Origin of the sequence: Massilia norwichensis (assembly GCF_024753245.1) — a bacterium.
Classification (GTDB): domain Bacteria; phylum Pseudomonadota; class Gammaproteobacteria; order Burkholderiales; family Burkholderiaceae_D; genus Telluria; species Telluria norwichensis.
Genome location: NZ_JANUGX010000048.1, coordinates 1 through 18,882, shown reverse-complemented (window position 1 = coordinate 18,882; position 18,882 = coordinate 1). Strand labels below are relative to the sequence as shown.

General features: G+C 63.8%; 14 protein-coding genes. 10 read left to right on the top strand and 4 right to left on the bottom strand.

The features are described 5' to 3' along the window. Nucleotides 1-278: 278 nt before the first annotated feature. Nucleotides 279-2,915, top strand: a complete 2,637-nt coding sequence (locus NX782_RS25535) for a TonB-dependent receptor (protein WP_258848318.1) — start codon at nt 279-281, stop codon at nt 2,913-2,915. Nucleotides 2,916-3,127: 212 nt separating this feature from the next. Next, the gene (locus NX782_RS25530; RefSeq protein WP_258848317.1) at nt 3,128-5,494 is read left to right on the top strand and encodes a TonB-dependent receptor; all 2,367 of its coding nucleotides are present in this window, start codon (nt 3,128-3,130) and stop codon (nt 5,492-5,494) included. On the opposite strand, the gene NX782_RS25525 is transcribed toward NX782_RS25530, so the two are convergent. Further along, nucleotides 5,495-7,645, bottom strand: coding sequence for a TonB-dependent receptor family protein (locus NX782_RS25525; RefSeq protein WP_258848316.1), 2,151 nt, complete (start codon nt 7,643-7,645; stop codon nt 5,495-5,497). Nucleotides 7,646-7,898: 253 nt separating this feature from the next. Between NX782_RS25525 and NX782_RS25520 the strand changes: the two genes are divergently transcribed. From NX782_RS25520 to NX782_RS25485, 8 genes are all read left to right on the top strand, one after another. After that, nucleotides 7,899-9,005 carry an S-(hydroxymethyl)glutathione dehydrogenase/class III alcohol dehydrogenase gene (locus NX782_RS25520; protein WP_258848315.1) on the top strand — a complete coding sequence of 369 codons (1,107 nt, stop codon included), beginning with the start codon at nt 7,899-7,901 and terminating at the stop codon, nt 9,003-9,005. Nucleotides 9,006-9,037: 32 nt separating this feature from the next. Beyond that, nucleotides 9,038-9,619, top strand: coding sequence for an S-(hydroxymethyl)glutathione synthase (gene gfa, locus NX782_RS25515; protein ID WP_258848314.1), 582 nt, complete (start codon nt 9,038-9,040; stop codon nt 9,617-9,619). Between the two features lie 101 nt (nt 9,620-9,720). Next, nucleotides 9,721-9,960, top strand: a complete 240-nt coding sequence (locus NX782_RS25510; protein ID WP_258848313.1) for a hypothetical protein — start codon at nt 9,721-9,723, stop codon at nt 9,958-9,960. A gap of 24 nt (nt 9,961-9,984) precedes the next feature. Further along, nucleotides 9,985-11,790, top strand: coding sequence for a methanol/ethanol family PQQ-dependent dehydrogenase (locus NX782_RS25505; protein ID WP_258848312.1), 1,806 nt, complete (start codon nt 9,985-9,987; stop codon nt 11,788-11,790). Nucleotides 11,791-11,874: 84 nt separating this feature from the next. Further along, a complete protein-coding gene (locus NX782_RS25500; RefSeq protein ID WP_258848311.1) occupies nt 11,875-12,297 on the top strand; it encodes a c-type cytochrome in 423 nt (140 codons plus the stop codon). Further along, on the top strand, nt 12,294-13,193 hold the full coding sequence (locus NX782_RS25495; RefSeq protein WP_258848310.1) for a quinoprotein dehydrogenase-associated putative ABC transporter substrate-binding protein: 900 nt from the start codon (nt 12,294-12,296) through the stop codon (nt 13,191-13,193). Before NX782_RS25500 ends, NX782_RS25495 begins: the two co-directional genes overlap by 4 nt. Continuing rightward, nucleotides 13,193-13,903 carry a hypothetical protein gene (locus NX782_RS25490; RefSeq protein ID WP_258848309.1) on the top strand — a complete coding sequence of 237 codons (711 nt, stop codon included), beginning with the start codon at nt 13,193-13,195 and terminating at the stop codon, nt 13,901-13,903. The genes NX782_RS25495 and NX782_RS25490 overlap by 1 nt, the downstream gene beginning before the upstream one ends. A 30-nt stretch (nt 13,904-13,933) precedes the next feature. Next, nucleotides 13,934-14,911 (top strand): ATP-grasp domain-containing protein, encoded by a 978-nt coding sequence (locus NX782_RS25485; RefSeq protein WP_258848308.1) that lies wholly within the window; start codon nt 13,934-13,936, stop codon nt 14,909-14,911. A 3-nt stretch (nt 14,912-14,914) separates the two neighbouring features. Here the strand turns inward: NX782_RS25485 and NX782_RS25480 are convergent, their stop codons facing one another. The 3 genes from NX782_RS25480 to NX782_RS25470 are packed head-to-tail and all read right to left on the bottom strand — an operon-like array spanning nt 14,915 to nt 18,465. Continuing rightward, complete coding sequence (locus NX782_RS25480; protein WP_258848307.1) at nt 14,915-15,871, bottom strand: beta-propeller fold lactonase family protein; 957 nt, start codon at nt 15,869-15,871, stop codon at nt 14,915-14,917. After that, entirely contained in the window at nt 15,868-16,449 is a 582-nt protein-coding gene (locus tag NX782_RS25475; RefSeq protein WP_258848306.1) for a cytochrome b, read from the bottom strand. The genes NX782_RS25480 and NX782_RS25475 overlap by 4 nt, the downstream gene beginning before the upstream one ends. Nucleotides 16,450-16,470: 21 nt before the next feature. Then, on the bottom strand, nt 16,471-18,465 hold the full coding sequence (locus tag NX782_RS25470) for a sigma-54-dependent Fis family transcriptional regulator (RefSeq protein WP_258848305.1): 1,995 nt from the start codon (nt 18,463-18,465) through the stop codon (nt 16,471-16,473). Between the last annotated feature and the right edge of the window lie 417 nt (nt 18,466-18,882).

Here is an 18,882-nt window from a genome sequence, read left to right as displayed (position 1 = left end):
GGCGGGCTTTTTGCTTTCTGAGGCCGACATCACGCGGCAAGCTTCCAAATCTCTTCAATTGTTGTTGTACATACACACTTGGTGTGTTTACGTATGCATTTTCCTTTTGTAAATACATAATGGAGTTGCAACTAGGGTTGCTGTGTTCCATAACTAAATACAAAAGTGAGAATAAGAAGATGACATTGAAAGAGAAAGCGACTGTTCGTTCCGTGCGTCTGGCACTCGGTGTGTTGGCAGCGCTCGCCGCGAGCCAGGCATTTGGCCAGGAGCAGTCAATGCAGCGCGTCGAGGTGACCGGTTCGGCGATCAAGCGTATCGCCGCCGAAGGCGCCTTGCCGATCCAGGTCCTGTCGCAGGAGACGATCGCAAAAACCGGCGCGACCAACGTCGCCGAACTGATCCAGGCGCTGCCTGCCATGCAGGGCTTCACGATTTCTGCGATCTCGGCCGGCACCAATTCTGGCGGCCGCGTCACCGCGTCGATTCACGACATCGGCGAAAGCTACACGCTGGTTCTGCTCAATGGCCGTCGCCTGGCGCCCCAGGGTTCGGGCAGCACCGTCAACCTGCAGGCGATTCCGATGAACGCCATCGAGCGTGTCGAAATCCTGACCGACGGTGCCTCGGCGCTCTACGGTTCGGATGCCATCGCCGGCGTCGTCAACTTCATCCTCAAGCGCAACCAGCAGGGTGGCGATATCGAGGCGAATTACAATACGCCGACCACCAGCCGTTCCGGCGATTCGAAATATGTGAGCGCCAGCTATGGCTTCGGCGATCTCGAATCCAACGGTTTCAACGTACTGGCCGCTTATCGCCACGACGACCAAAGCCAGATCAAGGCGACCGAGCGCGATTTCGCAAAAACCGCTTACATCCCCTTCAGCTACCGCGGCAACAACTACATTTACGACCGCACCAGCGTCGCGACCATTCCGGCCAACGTCAGCGCCACCTTCAACAACAACCTTCCGTCGATCGGCTTTTCGCCGTATCTGAAAAAGAACGGCAAGTGCCCGGACATGAACTTCGTCAGCCTGAATAACACGGCGACGACCCAGAACTGCGCCTTCGACTTCGTCCAGACCGTTGAAGTGGTCCCGGAAAACAAGCGCGACAGCCTGTTCCTGAAAGGTACCTTGAACGTCGGCAATAACCTGCAACTGTTCACCGACTTTGCCTTCTCGCGTTTCGACATCACCGCCCGTATCGCACCGAACACCGCACCGTTCACGATCGCGCCCAATTCGGCGATGTTCACCCAGTATGTCGCGCCTTACCTGACGGCGCAGCAGCTGGCCAACGTCAAATCGGTGTCCGGTAACTACCGTACCTATGACTGGGGCACGCGCGACAGCCGCACGCTGACCGATTCCACCCACTTCGTCGTTGGCGCCGACAGCAATGTCGCTGGCTGGAACCTGAACAGCGCGCTGACCTGGTCGCGCAACAAGATCGACGAGCAGTACGTTGGCGGCTACGCGAAAGACAAGGAATTCCGCGACATGCTGGCGAACCGTTCCTTCGATCCGTTCGCCCCGATTGGCGGCCAGAGCGACACCACCAAGACCCTGATCGCCAATTCGCTGTACCACGGTTCGATTCGCGAAGCATCGACGACCCTGAAGGCGGCGGATCTGCGCGCATCGCACGAACTGTTCGCGTTGGGCGGCGGCACGGCCCAGCTGGGCGTGGGCGCCGACTATCGCCAGTACCATTACGAGCAGACACCGCTGGCCAAGGACAGCGACATCTACAACTTCAATGCGTCCGCACCCTATGACATGAAGCGCGACAGCTACGGCGTCTTCACCGAGTTGCTGGCACCGGTGTTCAAGGAGCTCGAGCTGACCGCCGCGCTGCGCTACGACAGCATCGACGCGATCAAGAATGGCATCGTCAACAAGACCATGGGCCAGAAGGCCTCGAAGAGCACCTACAAGATCTCGGCCCGCTACCAGCCGACCCAGGCGGTGCTGCTGCGCGGTTCCTTCGGCACCGGCTTCAAGGCGCCGAGCATGCTCGACATCGGCCAGCCGCTGGTGAACGCCGGCTTCACGGCGGGTTCCTATACCTGCCCGATCCAGCACGCCGAGTACTGCCGCCCCGGCAAGACGCAGTACAACGTCCTCTCCGGCGGTAACGAGAACCTGAAGCCGGAAACCTCGAAGCAGTTCAGCGTCGGCATCCGCCTGGAGCCGTCGACGACCCTGTCGATGGGCCTGGACCTGTGGGACGTGACGATCCGCGACGCCGTGTCCGGCATCTCGGAGCAGCAGGCCTTCGGCGATCCGGTCAAGTTCAACAGCCTGTTCACGACCTACACCGAGCCTTCGACCGGCAACACCTACTGGGCCTTCAAGTCGCTGTCGGTGAACATCGGCCGCCAGCACAACCGCGGCATCGATTGGGACGCGACCTCGCGCTACCGCTTCGGCTGGGGTACCTTCACCGCCACCGTCAACGGCACCCATATGCTGAAGTCGGACTACACGCTGCCGGGTACCGATAACCAGTGGACCAACAGCCTCGACTTCTTCGGCGTGAACAATGCCGTGACCTTCCGCAACCTGGCGCGCTTCAGCGGCACGCTGGAAACCGGCAACCTGTCGAACACGGTCATGCTGAACTACCGCAACGGCTACACCGATGCCTCGGCGACGGCGCGCAATACTGCGACGAATGCCAACGAGACCAGCCGCCTGGATGTGCCCTCGTACATCACCATGGACTGGCAGACCCGCTACCGCCTGGGCGAGGCGATCACCCTGCGCCTGGGCGTGAAAAACCTGCTCGACAGGCAACCGCCGCTGTCGCTGCGCGCGTCGTCCGGCCACCAGGTCGGCTATGACCCGCGTTATGCCGATCCGCTGGGCCGTCAAGTCTATGTGACGGGCAACTACAAGTTCTAAACCTTGCGAGCGCCTTGCCGCCGGAGCCCATCCCGGCGGCAGGGCGGCTCGCTTGCTTCAGTTGTTTCCGCTGCTTCAGCTGCTTCAGTTTCGCCACACCTGGCACAGGAGCTGTGCCGTTTCGGAACAGTTGTCCAGATCCTGCATACTGGCCCGTGTGTGGCACGTCATTTGCTGCATGACAGTCAAACATGACAAGACTAGGGGACAGCATGGCGCATTCAACCGGCTCTGCGGCAAGCGCCGCAGCCGTGGCACGACGTCGCATTTCTTTCCTGTCGTTCCTGTCCTTGCCTTGCGCCGCTTTCGCTGAAGAAGCTCGCGCACCTTTCATTCCCAGAGTCGAGGTCGTCGGCGTCGCGCCGGTGTACGGGCTCGGCATCGATCGCGAGCTGCTGCCTTACCCCGTGCAAGTGGCCAGCGACAAAACCATCCGCAAGGCCGGCGGCGAAAACCTGGCCGAGTTCATGGCAAACAACCTCGGCGGCGTGAACGTCAACGAAATCTCGGGCAGCCCTTTCCAGAGCGATATCACCTTCCGCGGCTTTCGCGCTTCGCCGGTGCTGGGCAGTTCGCAGGGCATCTCCGTCTACCTGGACGGCGTGCGCGTCAACGAGCCTTTCGGCGACGTGGTCAACTGGGACATGGTGCCCGAGGCGGCAATCGCCGACCTGACCCTGGTGACCGGTGCCAATCCCCTGTACGGCTTGAACACCCTGGGCGGCGCGCTGGCCTTCCGGACCAAATCCGGCCTGACCGATCCGGGCGGCGAGGCCGAATTCTCCCTCACCAGCCAGGGCCGGCGCCGCGCCGACATCGCCTGGGGCCGGCAGGGACCCGGCGGCTGGCACAGCTTTGTGGGCGCAACCCTGTTCGACGACGAAGGCTGGCGCCAGCATTCCGCCGGACGGCTCGGCAATGTTCTGCTCAAGGTCGGACGCTCGGCCGGCGCCACCGACTGGAGCGCATCGCTGCTCGGCGGCCGCAGCCGCGTGCTCGGCAATGGTTTGCTGCCGGACTTGCTGTACCGGGATGACCGCCGCGCCGTTTATACCTATCCAGACACGACCCGTAACCGCCTGCTGCAGGGCACGCTCAACATCACGCATCGCCTTGCGCGCGACAGCGAACTGCGTGCCGTGGCCTATGTCCGCCACAGCCGCCGCGATACCGTCAACGGCGACGTCAACGAAGACTACGGCGACTACGTGGAGGACTGCGGCGCCGGCTTTGCCGCCGACGGTGCGCCGCGCGCGCCGGCTTCCTGCGAATTGACGCGGGAGCAGGGCGCCGCCTTGCACACCGGTGTGCTCAACACCACCAGCACGCGCCAGAATGGTCGCGGGGCGAGCCTGGCTTTCAGCACCCAGACCGGCACGCTGCGCCTGGATGCCGGTGTCAGCCTCGACCGCAGCAGCGTCGGCTATGCCCAGTTCGAACAGGAGGGTTTCGTTACCGCCACACGTGAAGTGCTGGGGGATCCGCTCGAGGAGCGTGAGCCGACTTCAGCGGTGAGCGGCAAGTCGCGCACTGCCGGCGTCTACCTGTCCGCCGGCATGCAGCTGGCGCCGGGCACGCAGCTGACCGCCAGCGCACGCTACGGCCGCACGCGGGTCGAGAATACCCTGAGCAACGAGCGCGGGACGCAACCCACGGAACGGTTCAGCTACAGCCGCCTGAATCCTTCGCTTGGCATCACCCATGTCTTCCGCCCGCACATCACGCTGTTCGCCAACGTCGCGCAGGGGAACCGCGTGCCGACCGTGATCGAGCTCGGCTGCGCAGATCCCGACAATCCCTGCCGTCTGCCGGTGGGACTGCAGTCCGACCCCTATCTGAAGCAGGTGATCGCACGGACGATCGAGGCCGGCGCACGCGGACGCTTCCAGGACGATGCCGCTTCGGGCAGCTATTCGCTGTCCCTGCACCGCACCGTCAACCGCGACGACATCCTCTTCCTCAGCGCACCTTCGCGCCAGGGCTATTTTTCGAATTTCGAGCGTACTCGCCACCAGGGCCTCGATGCCTTGTTGAGCCGCCAGTCCGGCCGTCTCGGGATACGGCTCGCCTACAGCTACCTGCAGGCGGTGTACGACGCCGATGGCGAGCTGTTCACGGGCGCGCGCCATGTCCGGATCCGGCGCGGCACCGCGATGGCGGGGCTGCCACGGCACAGTGCCAGGCTGTCGCTCGACTGGCAGCTGCGTCCGGAACTCAGCATCGGCGCCGACCTGCACGCGGTATCGAGTCTGGTCACGCAGGGCAACGAGGACGGCCTGACCGAAGACGCCGACGACGATGACGACGCCGCCGGCCAGCGCGCCAACTGGCGCGTGCACGGCTATATGCTGCTCGGCCTGCGCGCCAGCTACCGGCCGGCCGACAAGTGGGAAGTCTTCGCACGCGTCAGCAATGTGTTCAACCGCCGCTACGAAACCTTCGGTGCGGTCGCGCCCGACCTGTTCCCGCATGGCCGACTGCTGGCACCGCACGAGGAAGAGGGCGAGGCGGAACAGGCGCGCTTCGTGGCGCCCGGTGCGCCGCGCAGCATCGTTGCCGGCCTGCGCTATCGCTTCTGATCAGAACTGGTATTCCGCACTGAAGCCGGCCATCCATTGCCGTCCCGGTGCCGCCTCGTAATAGCGCTTGTTGGTATCCGCAACGATGACCGAACCGATGTAATTGCGGTCGAACAGGTTATTCAGGCGAATGAACTGCTTGAAGCGCCAGCGCTCGACTTCCTGACGCGCCTGGAAGCGCAGGTTCATCACCGCATAACCGGGCGCCGGCCGTTCCGTGTTCGTGTCCTCGGCAAACACCTTACTGTTCGCAATCGTCTCCACTGCCGCGCCGAAGCGGCCGGCATCGTCTTTCCAGGCGAGCTCGCCGTACAGGCTCGCGCGCGGAACGCCCGGCAGGCGGCTGCCCGGCTGCACCGCGCCGAAGCCGGTCTCATACGTCGCACGGACGGCGCTCAGGGCCACCCTGGCGTTCCATCCCGCTGCGATGGGCGTATCGAGCGAGACCTCGGCACCGCGGCGCAGGGTCTGGGCCGCGTTCCTGTAGCTGGTACGTCCCGCAACCGAGCTGTCGACCACCAGTTCGTCGTCGGTGCGCACCTGGAACAGCGCCACGTCGAGACGCGTATCGGTGCCCAGCACAGTCTTGGCGCCGACTTCCAGGTGGCGGCTTTTTGCCGGGGCCAGCCTGAAGTTGAAGCCGGTGCCGCCGCTCGAGTAGAACAGTTCGTTCAAGGTTGGGGTCTCGAAGCCGCGCGCGGCGCTGGCGTACAGGTTCAGGCCGCGCTGGACCTTGTACAGCACGCCCAGCACGGGGGTGGTGCGCCGGTAATCGATCCTGCCGCTGTCGTTGCCGTTGCTGAGGAAACGGTCATCCACCTCCACCTTCAGGCGGCTGTGGCGCAGGCCGGCCGTGACGACCCAGGGCCCGCCCTGCCATTCGGTCTGCACATAGGGGTCGACGTTGGTCAGCACATCGTCCTCGTCGCGCCGTAGCGCTCCCTTGACGCCGAAGCGGACGCCGGACTGGTCGGCGATGAAGTTCTCGTAGCCCTGGCGATCGTCGACGGAGCGGTCGACGGCGAGGCCGACTGTGGTGCTGAGCTTGCCGTTCGCCAGCGGGCGCACGAACATCCAGCTGAGATCGGTGCCATAGAAGCGGCGGTCGAAGTCGACCACGCCGCCCGAATGCGTCGCCGGCGCCTGGAAGGCGCGCGAGAAGGCCTGGTACTGGATGACGCGCCGGTTGCCGACGTAGACCATGGCGCGCAGGCGGTCGTCGCCGAAGCGCTGCTCGAAGACCGCGCCGGCCTGCTGGTGGTCGATGCTCTTGCGCGTGTTGTAGCGGTCGGCCAGCGTGCGCTTCGGCGTCTGGGTATCGGTGGCGTCGATCTCGCCCGCACGCGGATCGCGCGCGAAGGTGGCCCAGGTCACGCCCAGCGGATCCTGCGTATCGTCCTGGCTCAGACTGCTGGCGGTCACCGTCAGCTTGCTGGTGGCGCTGGGTTTGAGGCTGAGCTTGGCGAAACCCTGGTCGCGCCGCGCCGCACTGTGGGCACGGTAGCCCTCGGTGCCGAAGCGTGAAGCGTCCACGACATAGCCGATGCCATTGGTCTCGCCCTGTGCATTCACATCCGCCTTCCACATGCCGTCGCTGCCGCCGGAGATATTGGTCTCGACGGTCGGCCGGCCGCGCGGTTCGCGGGTGAACAGCTGGATCACGCCGCCCGAATGGTTGCCGTAGACGACAGAAAAGGGACCGCGCAGCACTTCGATGCGCTCGGCCATGTCGAGGTTGAAGGTGGCTGCCTGTCCCTGGCCGTCCGGCATGGTCGCCGGGATGCCGTCGGCGATCAGGCGCACGCCGCGTACCCCGAAGGTGGAGCGGGCGCCGAAGCCGCGCGAGGAGATCTGCAAATCCTGGGCGTAGTTTTCGCGGTTATGGACCACCAGCCCCGGCACGCCGACCAGGGATTCGGATGCGTTGACGCGCATCTGCGTATCGCGGATCTGGCGGGCGTCGACGACGTCGATCGCCGCCGGGAAGTCGGCGATGTCGTGTTCGACGCGGCTGCCGGTGACGATCACGACCGGTATGCCTGGCGTCTCGCCGGACGCGTCGGCCCCGGGCCCGGCCGCACCCGCCGGGGCGACACCGGCTGCCGCACACAGCGCGGCAATCGCGTTCAGCTTGCATGCTCCATGCTTCATTCCATCTCCTGTCTGGATGCTCTCGTTTGCAGTTCAAGCAATATGTCTGCCATCCCGATTTGCTTGTGAACGCTGCCCCCGCGACCTGCCGCGGCGGCCGGGCACCTGTTCAGGATTTGCACAGTTGACGTGTGGGTGTCTCGATTCCGGCACGACCGTACACAGGGCCTGCACAGATTTCAAGCTGCCGCATGGCTGGCACGACCCTTGCGAATGCCGGACATATCACAAGACCATTCACAACGGAGACACCATGAAAACGAGCGCCGCCATCGCATGGAAGGCCGGGGAGCCCCTGTCGATTGCCGAAGTCGACCTTGAGGGACCGCGCGCCGGTGAGGTACTGGTCGAAGTCAAGGCCACCGGCATCTGCCACACCGACTGGTATACGCTGTCGGGCGCCGATCCGGAAGGCCTGTTCCCCGCCATCCTCGGCCATGAAGGCGCAGGCGTGGTTCTCGAAACCGGTCCCGGCGTGACTTCGCTGCGCAAGGACGACCACGTCATCCCGCTGTACACCCCGGAATGCCGCCAGTGCAAATTCTGCCTGTCGCAGAAGACCAATCTGTGCCAGGCCATCCGCAGCACTCAGGGCCGCGGCCTGATGCCGGATGCGACCAGCCGCTTCTCGCTGGACGGCAAGCCCATCTTCCACTACATGGGCACTTCGACCTTCTCGAACTACATCGTGGTACCCGAGATCGCGCTGGCCAAGATCCGCTCGGATGCGCCTTTCGACAAGGTCTGCTACATCGGCTGCGGCGTCACCACCGGCATCGGCGCCGTGATCTTCACGGCCAAGGTGGAGGCGGGCGCCAACGTGGTCGTGTTCGGCCTGGGCGGCATCGGCCTGAACGTGATCCAGGCGGCTCGCATGATCGGGGCGGACAGGATCATCGGCGTGGACATCAACCCGGGCCGCGAAGAGATGGCGCGCAAGTTCGGCATGACCCACTTCGTCAATCCGAAGAACGTCGAGAACGTGGTCGACGCCATCGTCCAGCTGACCGATGGCGGCGCCGACTATTCCTTCGAGTGCATCGGCAACACGACCACGATGCGCCAGGCGCTGGAATGCTGCCACAAGGGCTGGGGCCAGTCGATCATCATCGGCGTGGCCGAAGCCGGCAAGGAGATCGCCACCCGTCCGTTCCAGCTGGTCACCGGCCGGGTGTGGAAGGGCTCGGCCTTCGGCGGTGCCCGCGGCCGTACCGACGTGCCGCGCATCGTCGACTGGTACATGGAAAACAAGATCAACATCGACGATCTGATCACGCATCACCTGCGCCTGGACCAGATCAACGAAGGTTTCGACCTGATGAAGCGGGGCGAGTCGATCCGCTCGGTAGTGGTGTATTGAACGGCAGTCCAACGACAAGAGGAGACACGACCATGGATAGTCCAGACACTGCAGTGCGTATTCATCCAGCCGTCGATAACGGCATCGCGCCCGAGGCGCCGGATTTTGCGGGCGGAACCCTGACCTGCCTGTGCGCGACCGACCCGGTGCAGGTCGAGATCAAGGGGCAGGTGGCGCACAACCACATCTGCGGCTGCACGAAATGCTGGAAGCCGGCCGGTACGCTGTTTTCCCAGGTTGCCGTGGTATCGCGCGACAACCTGCGGGTCGTCGCCAACGGCGACAAGCTGCAGCCGGTCGATACCACCGCCGCCATCGTGCGCCATGCCTGCCGCGAGTGCGGTGTGCATATGTACGGGCGCATCGAAAACACGGCCCACCCGTTCTTCGGGCTCGACTTCGTGCACGCCGAGCGTTCCAGCCAGAGCGGCTGGGCAGCGCCGACCTTCGCGGCCTTCGTCTCGTCCATCATCGAGTCCGGCGCACGTCCCGAAAACATGGGCGCCGTGCGGGCGCGCCTGAATGAGATCGGCCTGCCGCCCTACGACTGCCTGTCGCCGCCGCTGATGGACGCGATCTCGACCCACGTCGCCAAAGCCAAGGGCATCCTATGAAGCGCTTGCTCCTGCTTCTGCCGGCACTCCTTGCAGCGCCTGTCGTGGCCCGGGCCCATGACTACCCGACCAGCGGACGGGTGGAGTACGTGTTGGAGTGTATGCAAAAGCACGATGGCAAGCCCGAGTTTCTCTACAAGTGCTCATGCGTGATCGACCGTATCGCCGAGGCGATGCCGTACGAGGACTACGTGGCGATGTCGACCGCCTTGCGCGACCAGACGCTGCCGGGCGAGCGCGGCGGCGCGTTTCGGGATCCCCCTTCGGTCAGGGTCATGGCCGATAAATACAAGACCGTCCAGGCCAATGCGAACCAGGCCTGCCATGTGCAGCAGCGCTGATATAAAAAACGATAGGAGACTACCATGTCATTTCATACGAGACTCATCCGCTGGTGGCCATGCCTGGCACTGGCGGCTTCGCCGGTATTCGCGGCCGACACCGATCTGGCACAACTGAGCAAGGACCCGAAAAACTGGACGATGCAGGCCGGCAGCCTGAGCAACCAGCGTTACAGCGAACTCAAACAGATCAACAGCAAGAACGCCAAAAACCTGCAGGTAGCCTGGATGTTCTCGACCGGCGTGCTGCGCGGCCACGAAGGCGGTCCGCTGGTGATCGGCGACACGATGTATTTGCACAGCCCCTTCCCGAACAAGGTGTTTGCGATCTCGCTGGACGACCAGAGCATCCGCTGGAAGTACGAACCGAAGCAGGATCCGACCGTGATCCCGGTGATGTGCTGCGACACCGTCAACCGCGGCCTGGCCTACTCGAACGGCAAGATCTTCCTGCAGCAGGCCGATACGACCCTGGTGGCGCTGGATGCCAAGACGGGTGCCGAGCTGTGGAAGACCAAGGTGGGCGATCCGAAGATTGGCGAAACCACCACCAACGCGCCGCATATCTTCAAGGACAAGCTGCTGACGGGGATCAGCGGCGGTGAATTCGGCGTGCGTGGCCGCATTGCGGCCTACGATCCGAACACCGGCAAGCTGCTGTGGAAGGCCTGGAGCACCGGGCCGGACAAGGACATGCTGATCGACCCGGCCCGGACCATGACCTGGACCGACGGCAAGATGGCGCCGGTCGGCCCCGATTCCTCGCTCAAGAGCTGGCAGGGCGACCAGTGGAAGCTCGGCGGCGGCACCACCTGGGGCTGGTACAGCTACGACCCGCAACTGAACCTGATGTACTACGGCAGCGGCAACCCGAGCACCTGGAACCCGCGCCAGCGTCCCGGCGACAACAAATGGTCGATGACGATCTTCGCACGCGACCTGGACACCGGCGTCGCGAAATGGGTCTACCAGATGACGCCGCACGACGAGTGGGACTATGACGGCGTCAACGAGATGATCCTGGTCGACATGAAGGTCAAGGGCCAGCCGCGCAAGGCGCTGGTGCACTTCGACCGCAACGGCTTCGCCTACACCATGGACCGCCAGAGCGGCGAACTGCTGGTCGCCGAAAAATACGATCCGGTGGTCAACTGGGCCAGCCACATCGACATGAAGAGCGGCCGGCCGGTCGTGGTGGCGAAGTACAGCACCGACAAGAACGGTCCGGACGTCAATTCGAAGGGCATCTGCCCGTCGGCCCTGGGCACCAAGGACCAGCAGCCGGCCAGCTATTCGCCCAAGACCGGCCTGTTCTATGTGCCGACCAACCACGTGTGCATGGATTACGAGCCCTTCCAGATCGAGTACACGGCCGGCCAGCCGTACGTCGGCTCGACCCTGTCGATGTATCCGGCGCCGAACAGCCATGGCGGCATGGGTAACTTCATCGCCTGGGACGCCAGCAGCGGCAAGATCGTCTGGTCCAAGCCGGAAAAATTCTCGGTGTGGAGTGGCGCCCTGTCGACCGCCGGCGACGTGGTGTTCTACGGCACCCTGGAAGGCTATATCAAGGCGGTGGACAACACCGGCAAGGAGCTGTGGAAGTTCAAGACCCCGTCCGGCATCATCGGCAACGTCACGACCTGGGAGTACAAGGGCAAACAGTATATCGGCGTGCTGTCGGGGATCGGCGGCTGGGCCGGTATCGGTCTTGCGGCCGGTTTGACCAAGGGAACGGAAGGCCTGGGCGCGGTGGGCGGTTACAAAGACCTGGTCAAGTACACCGAACTCGGTGGCGTGCTGACTGTGTTCGCCCTGCCTGACCGCTGATCCGCACGATCGCAGCCTCCGCAGCAAACGGCCGCCGGCATGCAGGACGCCGGTGGCCGGCTCTCGACCTTAGCAGGAATCGATATGAACAAATCTGTGAAATTGATGTTGAGCGCGGCCCTTTGTCTGACCGTCGTGACCGCTGTGCCCGCCCTTGCAGGCGATGCTGCCGCACCGGCCGGCGCCGCGCCGTACAAGGTTGCCGACGGCAACAAGGTGGATGCCCAAACCCTGAGCGGCTGGAAAACCTGGCGCGCGCTGGCCTGCGAGCGCTGCCACGGCGCGGCACAGGAAGGCATGGTCGGCCCCTCGCTGGTGAACAGCCTGAAGGTGCTGACCAAGGACCAGTTCAAGGAAACCGTCCTGCATGGGCGGATCGATAAGGGCATGCCCAATTTCGACGGCAGCAAGATGGTGGTCGAGAACATCGACAACCTGTATGCCTACCTGAAGGGGCGTTCGGATGGCGCGATCCAGCCCGGCCGCCTGCAGGAGATCGGCAAATGAGGTGGCGCATGCGATGGGGCCGGGTGGCCGGGGTCGTGGCGCTGGTCTGCCTGGCAGGCACGGGCGCCGCCCAGCAGGGGGCAAACGACGATGGCCCCGGACGGGACAAGGTGCTGCGCGTCTGCCAGGACCCCAACAACCTGCCGTTCTCGAATCGGGCCGAAGCCGGCTTCGAAAACCGGATCGCAGCCCTGTTTGCCCAGGAGCTGGGATGGAAGCTGGAGCACACCTGGTTCCCGCAGCGGATCGGCTTCATCCGCAATACGCTGCGCGCCAAGGAAGAAAATTCGAGCCGCTACAAATGCGACCTGGTGACCGGCGTTCCCGCCGGTTACGAGCTGGCCGCCACCACCCGACCTTACTATCACTCGACCTTTGCCATGGCCTACGTAAAGGGCAAGGGCCTGGACGGCGTGCGCAACCTGGACGATTTGGCGGCGCTGAACCCGGCGCAGCGCCGCAAGCTGAGGATCGGCGCTTTCATGGCGACACCGGTGACCGAATGGCTGATGCAGAACCAGCTCATGGACCAGGTCAGCTGGTACCAGCACCAGACCGGGGATGCCGAGCAATACCCCGGTGAGATCATCGAGCGCGACCTTGCCAGCGGCAAGATCGACGTGGCCTTCGCCTGGGGGCCGATCGCCGGCTACTTTGCGCGCAATACGCGTGGCGCGCCGATCGTGGCCGTCCCGATTGCCTCCCGTCCCGGCATGAAGCTCGATTTCGAGATCGCGATGGCCGTACGCCAAGGCGACAAGGCATTCCGCCAACGTATCGACCAGCTGATCGCCGCCAACCAGGCCAGGATCGACGCCATCCTTACCGACTACGGCGTGCCGCTGGTCGATCAACAGGGCCGGGCGCTGGCACCCCAAGCTTCGGGAAGACCATGATGAGCGGACACGCATGCGGTTCCCTGCGCCATGCCTGCGCAGCCCTGGCCGTGCTGGCTTCGATTGGTGCGGGCACGGCAGCAGCCCAACAGATATCGCCCGCTGAAACGCTGCTGTTCGAGACCGAGCACCTGGCCCGGGTCAGGGTGCCGGCCACGCTGGTGTACGCCTTTCGCAAGGAGAGCAATGTCGAACCGGGCTTCAAGGACGAAGTACGGCTCGAGCTTGCGAAGGTCAACGGCAAACTGAACGCAACCCTGCATTTCCTCACCGGCGTGCACAAGCAGGACATTCCGGCGCTGGAGGAGGCGCATGGCAATCCGGTGCTGCTCGGCTTTCTCGAGCACGACATCGCCGAGATGAAACGCTTGACCGGCGGCTCGACCGCTTATTTCCGCAAGCGTATCCGGATGGCACTGGCCGAGGGCGCGCAAGTGAGCCTGCAGCCGATCACCTACCAGGGCAAGACCGTGCAGGCACAGGCGGTGCGCATCCAGCCTTACCTGAACGATCCGATGCATGCGCGTTTCGAGAAGTACCTGCGCAAGACCTATACCTTCATACTCAGCGAGCAGGTGCCGGGCAGCCTGTATCAATTGCACAGCTCACTCGGGAAGCCCGAGACGGTGCGGACGGGTACCCAGCCGGCCGATGCGCCCGTGATCGACGAAACCCTGACCCTGATCAGCGTCACTCCCAAGCAGCCTTGAGTAGCCGAAGACAGCAGCAGGAGACATGCGATGGCGCCGTTGAAAGTACTCGCATTCGATTACGCGACCGCCGGCGGCCCGATGCCAAGACGGCTGCCGCAGTCGCTCAGGCGCCAGAGCGACATGCTGCTGCAGGCCTTGCAGGCCGACTTGCGGGCCTTGCCCGGCGTCGAACTCGCGACGATGGCGCCTGCGCACGATGCGCCCCAGCCGCAGCAGGCGTTCAGCGAACGCTTCGAAGCCTGCGTGGAAGCCGCCGATGCGGTGTGGCCGCTGGCGAGCGAATCGGAGGGCTTGCTGGAACGGCTGTCGCGCGAGATCTTGCGCGCCAACCGCATCCTGCTGGGCAGTGCGCCCGGTGCCGTACGGGTGGCGGCAAGCAAGCGCGAGGTCGCGCGTGCGCTGGCCGACGGCGGCGTGCCGGTCGCGGCCGCCTACAGTCCGCATGCACCTCTGCCGGACGAGCGGGGCGCCTGGGTCGTCAAGCCCGACGATGGTGCCGGCTGTTTCAACATCCGTCTGTTCAGCGACCGCGCTGCGGCGCTGGCCTGGATCCGTGCCGCGGCGGTCGAGGGTTATGTGCTGCAGCCCTTCATTGCCGGCAAACTGGGCAGTCTGTCGCTGCTGTGCTGCGATGGTGTGGCGCGGGTGCTGAGCTGCAACCTGGAGCGGATCGCCATGCGTAATAACCGCTTCCACTTCCTTGGCAGCACCGTCAACGGCCTGTGCGATCACGATGGCGCATTCGATCGCCTTGCCCAGCAGGTCGCTGCGGCGATTCCCAGCCTGTGGGGCTATGTCGGCGTCGATTTCGTCCTGACCGACCATGGCGCCGTGGTCCTCGACGTCAATCCACGGCTGACCGCTGCCTATGCCGGCCTGCACGCCTCGATCGGTCACAATCCGGCCGGCATGGTAATCGAGTTACTGAAGGGGCCGGCAGCCATGCCCGGGCCCTTGAGCGCCCGGCGCGCGGTCAGCGTCGACCTCGGCGAGGCGGGCGGCTGAGACTCAGCGGATCGCCACGCCCCATGGCAGCTTGCCGACCGCGATGTCGCGCAGCTTGACGCGGTTTGCCGTATCGATCACGGACACACTGTTCGAACGGCCATTCGCCACGTACAGCTTCTTGCCGTCGGGCGTCAGTGCCATGTTCCAGGGGCGCTGGCCGACGGGAATCGTGGCCACGACCTGGCTGGTGGCGGTGTCGATGACCGAAACGCTGCCGTCGCCGCCATTCGACACATACACCTGCTTGCCGTTCGGGTGCACGGCGATCCCGTTTGCACGCAGACCGGCCTTGATGCGGGCGACGATGGCGAAACCTTCGGTGTCGATGACGAACACTTCGTTGGCGTTTTCCGTCGCCACGTAAGCCCGGCTGCTGTCGGGCAGGAAGCCGATGCCGCGCGGACGGGCGCCGACAGCCACCTGGGCCACCTGCTTGCGCGCGGCAAAGTCGATGATGTCGACCGCATCGCCTTCCTCCGCACTGACGAACAGCAGGCGTCCGTTCGGGCTGAACACTGCGTGCTCCGGGTTCTTGCCATGTACCTTGATCGTAAATGCCAGGCTATTGCTGCGCGTGTCGACCACCGCGATATCGTTCTTGCCTTCGACCGCAGCCACTACCCAGCGGCCATCCGGTGAGATCGACACACCCTCGGGCGATTCGCCCAGGGGAACGGCGGCACCCGGCTTGCGGGCGGCGAGGTCGACCAGCTGCAAGCGATTGTTCGGCTGATCGCTGACGTACAGCCAGCGGCTGTCGACACCGACAGCAAGACCGCGTGGCTTGCTCCCGGCTGGTATTTCAGTCACGACCTTGTCGGTGGCAGTGTCGATGACGGACACGGTGCCGGCGCCCTCGTTGGGCACATAGGCGAAGGGCTCGGCATGCAGGAAAGACGGCAGGGTGGCCAGAAATACGAGAGCGATCGGGAGGATGCGGTTCGGCTTGAAGGTCATCGGGGCTCCAGGGGCAGGTCGGGATGGGGATGGATGCCACGCTCGGCGCGCCGCGGCCACATACGCCACAACAGGCCATCGCGGTCGATCAGCATATGCTTGGCAACCGCGAGCACATGCAAGCCGACGAACAGGGCGAGCAGCAGGGCGGCCACATGGTGGGTGCCGTTGAAGAACGCGTACAGCGTTTTGTCCTCGGGCCCCCAGGGCGGCATGTGGACGAGGTTGAAGAACTTGACGCCGTATTTGCTGAAATTCGAGGCCAGGTAACCGGATAGCGGCAGTGCCAGCATGCACAGGTACAGGGCGATATGGCTGAGCCTGGCCGCATACCGCTGCCACGGCCGCATCGAAGCCGGCAAGGGTGGCGGCCTGTGGCGCAGACGCCAGGCGATACGCAGCACGATCAGCAGGCCGATGACGATGCCGCTGCTTTTATGCAGGTTGACGTAGATGGCGCGCTCCGGTGTCCCGCGTGGAATGTCCTCCAGCGTCAGCCCGAAGGCGAACTGGCCGAGCAGCAGCACGGCGATCAGCCAGTGAAGGGCAATCGCAGTCCTCGTGTAGTGGTCGCGCATGGCCGTGTGCATGGGAGCCGACTAGTGAATGAGGGATTTTTCGGGCGGTTTGATGTTCAGTCGTTGCAGCTTGCGGTATAGCGTATTGCGGCTGATATCCAGCTCGCGCGCAACGCCGCTCAGGTTCCATTCGTGGCGCTGGAGAACTTGCAGTAGTGCCCGGCGCTCGGCACTCTCGAGCGTGTTCAGGCTGGTCTCGCACGGGGAGTCGCCGGCGGGATCTTCGCCGGCCACCGGTGCCAGGCTGGCCGTATCGGTCTGGTATTCAGGTGGCAGGTCGCGCACCGTCAGGCGATCGGTTTCGCGCAGCGCGATCATACTTCGCAGCAGGTGACGCAGCTGGCGCACGTTGCCGGGCCAGCGCTGCTGCTCGAGAACGGCCAGCAGCCGCGCATCGAGCTCGACCGGGCCGTCCTCGGCGCTTTCTTCCGCCGCCAGATGACGTATCAGCGCGCCGCGGTCGGCACGTTCGCGTAGCGGTGGCAGCGTCAGCGTGATGCCTTGCAGCCGGTAATACAGATCTTCGCGGAACTCGCCCATGCCGATCTTTTTCGGCAGGTCGCAGTGGGTGGCGCTGATCAGGCGGATGTCGAGCTTGACCGGGGTTTCGCTGCCGAGGGGTATGACCTCACGTTCCTCGAGCATCCGCAACAGCCGCGCCTGCAGGGCAACCGGCATGTCGCCTATCTCGTCGAGAAAGAGCGTGCCGGAATTAGCTTGCAGGAGCTTGCCACGCTGTCCGTCTTTGCTGGCACCGGTAAAGGCGCCGGAACGGTAGCCGAACAGTTCGCTTTCGATCAGCGATTCCGGTATCGACGCGCAATTGATTGCAACGAAAGGGCGGTTGGCACGGCTACCGGACGCGTGGATCGCACGAGCGAACATTTCCTTGCCGGTACCGGTTTCACCCAACAGCATGATTGCCACGTTACGCTCGAGAACCCGTTTGGCCTTTTCGACGTTGACAGTCATGAGGGGATCGCCGAATTGCAGCTTGTCGAGCGGTCCTTCAGGCTGGGGCGGCGGCGTTTCCTTCGCAGCGACGCCCGGCAGCAGGCCGATGTGTGCCGCATGGCGCCCACCGCTCGTCGCCACAGGCTGGTAGACGACGGCGAAAAAGCGCGCCCCGTTGCGGATCTCGAAGATCGGGACCGGATGGAAGGCTTTCCTGACCGTGCTGTCGATCAGGCCGGAAAAGGTAATGTTGAACAGTTCGGTGATGTCGCGGCCGACAATCTCGCTGCGGTCGTTCAGGCCGAGCTGGAACAGGGCGGAGCGCGTGGCGGCCAGCACTTTGCCGGTGACGCTCAGGGCAATCGCGCCTTCACTCAGCGTGCCAACAAACTCCGGACGATTATGGAAGCGCAGGATGAAATCATGACGGAACTGGTGCAGGAATACCCGGTTCTCGATCATCTGCACCGACATACTGACCAGGGCCAGCGTGTGCTGCTGGGCCAGGCGCGATTCACCGGAGGCGTCAAGTACGCCGACGAGGTCGCCTTCGTGGTCGAAAATCGGCGCCGCAGCACAAGACAGGCCGGTATTCCGCGATAGATAGTGTTCGTCCTGGTGGACGGTCACGGGACGCCGTTCGAACAAACAGGTCCCCATGCCGTTGGTGCCCTGTGCACGCTCGCTCCAGACTGCGCCCGGCATCAGGCCGGTCTTCGATGCGGCGTGGGTAAAGGCGGGGTCGCCAAAATAGTTGAGCAATACCCCTTCGCGGTCGGTCAGCATGATCGCATAGCCGGAACCTGCCAGCTGCTGATACAGGTTGGCCATTTCGACCTTGGCGACGGCCTGCACATCGGCCAGGCGTTCCTGGCGCTCGCATAATTCGGCAGGCGAGACCACCTCAGGCTCTGCACAGGTGCCCGGGTCGAGCCGATATTCGTCGAGACATCGTATCCAGGACTGGGTGATGCGGTTTGCAGTTGCTGACCGTCCGGGTCCGTTTCGGCTCTGAACGACCGAGCGGACACGATTGACGTGTTCCACGGCAAAGTTCGGCATGCTGTCTCCTGCGTCCCCACTCATGGCCTACGTTTGGCGTCGACCACGGTTTGTTATTGATGGACTGTTATCGAGTTGCAACCACAACACTAGATACTACTCTCGGCAGCGAATAGTTCAAGCGGTTCCGGGTATTTTCTCCCGCTCGTCTCGCTGGGGATGTCTGACTTTCGGGAATCCAGACAGAAATCAGCGTTTGCTGAATCAATGGGAACTCCTTGCATGCAATGCGGTCACGTTTACCCAGAACGACTCGCTAACGCAACAGGACTTGTGCACTCACCACGAGGTTTGCTATAGTTCGCCTCCTGCTTCTGCAGCGCACGAAAAGTTTAATAGAATCAATAGATTAAACTTGTGAAAACGACCAAGTCGAGTGTGTTGCAGAAAAGGATGAGTTGACGAGTTAAGCGAATT